Raw genomic sequence first — 3,361 nt, 5'->3', positions numbered from 1 at the left:
CCTCCCCGCCCGGCCGCAGCCCCACCGCCGGAAACCAGCCGCCCCCGCCGGCGACGCCGGATTCCGGTCATCCGGCTGCTGATGACGTTGCTGCTGCTGTGCGTCCTCGGCGTTGTCGGCGTCGGCGTCTGGGTGGACACCTCGCTGCACCGCATCCCGGCACTCGCCGACTATCCCGATCGGCCCAGCGCCGCGAGCGGCACCAACTGGCTCCTGGTCGGCTCCGACAGCCGAGCGAACCTGTCCCCCGAGCAACAGGCGACGCTGGCCACCGGCGGCGATGTCGGCAACGGCCGTACCGACACCATCTTGCTGGTCCACCTACCGGGGCTGGGGTCGAGCGCGCCGACCACCATGGTCTCGCTGCCACGCGATTCCTATGTGCCCATCCCGGGGTACGGCAGCGACAAGATCAACGCCGCGTTTGCCCTGGGCGGGCCGGCACTGTTGACCCAGACGGTGGAGCAGGCGACCGGCCTGCGTATCGACCATTACGCCGAGATCGGTTTCGACGGTTTCGCCGGGATGGTGGACGCCCTCGGCGAGGTCACGGTGTGTCCAGCCGAACCCATCAGCGATCCGCTCGCCGGGATCGATCTGCCGGCCGGCTGCCAGCCGCTCGACGGGCCCACCGCGCTGGGATACGTCCGCAGCCGCGCCACCGCCCGCGCCGACCTGGACCGCATGGCCAATCAGCGGCTGTTCATGTCGGCACTGCTGGAGCGCGCCTCCGAACCGGCGGTATGGCTGAACCCGTGGCGCTGGTACTCCGTCCCGCGCGCCGCCGTAGCCGCCCTGAGCGTCGACGACAACGACCACATCTGGGATCTGGCCCGCCTCGGCTGGTCGCTTCGGAGCGCTACGACGCTGACGGTTCCGATCGGCGAGTACACCTCGAATGGCTCGGGGTCCGTGGTGATCTGGGATGAGCCGGTTGCCGGGGCGCTGTTCAACTCGCTGGCCACCGATGGCCCGATCCCGCAGTCGGCGTTGGACGGCCAGCCGTGAACCGCTCTCTGGCAAACTCCACAAATAGTGTGAACCAAGTCACTGCCTTAGGCTGACTTCACTGAGGGAAACCTGGCCTGACTAAGGGTCACCTTTGATGAAATCGCCCCTGACCTGCGATATTGTGGCGTCCATGCTGAACAACGATGCACTCGATACCAAGTTCAACGCCCTCGTCACGGACCAGGTCCGCAATGAGTTCACCGCGTCGCAGCAATACCTTGCCATCGCGGTTTACTGCGATGACGCCGACCTGCCCCAGCTCGCCGGCTTCTTCTACCGGCAAGCGGTCGAGGAGCGCAATCACGCCATGATGCTGGTGCGCTACCTGCTGGACCGCGGCGTGCGCGCCGACATCACAGGAATCGATGCCGTCCGCAACCAATTCTCCTCACCCAGAGAAGTCATCGCTTTGGCGCTGGACCAGGAGCGCGCGGTGACCGACCAGATCAGCACGCTGGCCGCCGCGGCCCGTGACGAGCACGACTACCTGGGCGAACAGTTCATGCAGTGGTTCCTCAAGGAGCAGGTCGAAGAGGTCGCAACCATGACGACGCTGCTGCGCATCGCCGACCGTGCCGGCGACAATCTGTTCCACCTCGAAGATTTTGTGGCTCGGGAGATGCCGGCGAGCGGCCCCGACGCGACCGCGCCCGCCGCGGCCGGCGGCGCGCTCTAACCGTCCTGGTCGGCTCCGTTGAGCCCGTCTTCCAGCCAGGCCTTTGTCCGACCGGGGTGGTTGGTGGCGATCCACGCCACCCCGGCATCGCGACAGAATCCGACGTCCTCGTAGTGGTCGACGGTCCAGCAGTACAACGCGCGCCCCTGCGCGGCAGCCCGGTCCACCAGCTCGGGATATTCGCGCAGGGTCGCGATCGACGGGCCGACGGCGGTGGCGCCGACCGTCGTCGCTGCGCTGCCGCCGAGGAAGCGTGAGGTCTCGCCCAGGAGCACCGTCGGCAACAGTGGCGCGGCCCGGCGGATCCGCCATACCGCGGCCGCCGAGAAGGACATCACCACCGCGCGCGACCGGTCCGCCGAGGCCGGCGCCGCGATGCCGTAGCGATGCAGCAGCGCCAGGACCTTGCTCTCGACCAGTGCGCCGTAACGCACCGGGTGCTTGGTCTCGATGAACAGCTTCACCGGGCGATGCCAGTCCAGCACCAGCGAGACCAGTTCGTCGAGTGTCAGCAGCCCGGTATCTCCGGCACTGCCGTCTGCTCGCCAACTACCGTGCCAGCGGCCGTAGTCGAAACTGCGCAACTGCGCCAACGTCAACTCACTCACCAGCCCCGTTCCGGTGGCGGTGCGATCAACCCGGCGGTCGTGCACACACACCAGGTGGCCATCCTGGGTCAGCCGGACATCGCACTCGACCCCGTCGGCGCCCTCTTGCAGGGCAAGTTCGTACGCCGCCAGGGTGTGCTCCGGCCGATCCGCCGACGCGCCCCGATGAGCCACTACAAACGGATGCCGCCGTCCTGGCAGTTCCGGGTACGCCTCCCCACCCGACTTCATAGGGCTATGCTGCAGGCTCCCGGCGGTCCGGCTCAACCGCAACATCGGATTCTTTCTCGCGTCGCTGGTCAGCGCCCTGCTCACCGCCACCCGGTATCGAGGCACCCTCCGGCACCACCACCCAGCGATGCGCCGGACGCTCCACCGGTTTGCGCTCGAATCCGAAGTACAGCCGCGCCAGCGCAACGGTCGTGGCGGCGGCCAGGAGATAGGCCAGTGTGGCCGTCACCGTGTTGTCGGCGATGCCCTGGGCATCGGTGGTGAAGCTGGTGGCAATCGCAAAAACCGACACACCTGTACACAGCACCCACAACACCGACCAGACCAGGATCGGCTTACGCATTCGCGTGTAGTTGCCCTCGACGGTGGCTGTTTCGACCACGAACACCGGCGCCCACACCAGGTTGACCACCGGGGTCAGGCAGCCCGCCCACAGCGCCCGCACCGACCGCGGATCGTCCTGGCCACGGTGGGCGAAGACCGCAGCCCGCCGCCCGATCAGCCACCCCGTCATGACCACTGCCGCACCGATGACGGCGAACAGCACCGCAACGCTGAGCAGGACACCCAGCCACACCGCCACCAGAGCCACCCCGGAGGGCAACAGCGTGGTGCGGTTGATGACCAGCAGCAGGTAGCGGAGGGCGTGGATCAGGGCGGCGGCGAGCATCACCCCGGCGGCGGTGTACAGCGTCGCGCGGATCACGGCGGCAGACGGGCCCGAACGGACCGGCGCCTCCGCGGCAGCCTGAGGTGCGACCTGATCGAAGAGCCCCCACCGCGGGATGAAGCCGTACCGCGGGGTAGGGCCGAGTGGCCGGCGGAGTCGATGGGG

Annotated in this window: 4 protein-coding genes; 2 read left to right on the top strand and 2 right to left on the bottom strand. The window is 68.1% G+C overall.

The features are described 5' to 3' along the window. On the top strand, window positions 1–1,008 hold a 1,008-nt coding region (locus WBB07_RS14275), incomplete at its 5' end, for an LCP family protein (protein ID WP_526308727.1). 133 nt (window positions 1,009–1,141) lie between these two features. Next, window positions 1,142–1,687: a ferritin gene (locus WBB07_RS14270; RefSeq protein ID WP_526308729.1), complete on the top strand. Its 546-nt coding sequence runs from the start codon at window positions 1,142–1,144 to the stop codon at window positions 1,685–1,687. On the opposite strand, the gene WBB07_RS14265 is transcribed toward WBB07_RS14270, so the two are convergent. Both WBB07_RS14265 and WBB07_RS14260 read right to left on the bottom strand, forming a co-directional pair. Beyond that, window positions 1,684–2,526: a glycerophosphodiester phosphodiesterase gene (locus WBB07_RS14265; RefSeq protein WP_526308725.1), complete on the bottom strand. Its 843-nt coding sequence runs from the start codon at window positions 2,524–2,526 to the stop codon at window positions 1,684–1,686. The two genes, WBB07_RS14270 and WBB07_RS14265, sit on opposite strands and share 4 nt — an antisense overlap. A 4-nt stretch (window positions 2,527–2,530) precedes the next feature. Further along, on the bottom strand, window positions 2,531–3,361 hold an 831-nt coding region (locus WBB07_RS14260), incomplete at its 5' end, for a DUF4328 domain-containing protein (RefSeq protein ID WP_526308723.1).

Origin of the sequence: Mycobacterium sp. (genome assembly GCF_049647605.1) — a bacterium.
In the GTDB taxonomy this organism is placed as follows: domain Bacteria; phylum Actinomycetota; class Actinomycetes; order Mycobacteriales; family Mycobacteriaceae; genus Mycobacterium.
Note: the sequence above shows the minus strand (reverse complement) of the source record. Positions and strands in the feature narration are given on the sequence as shown.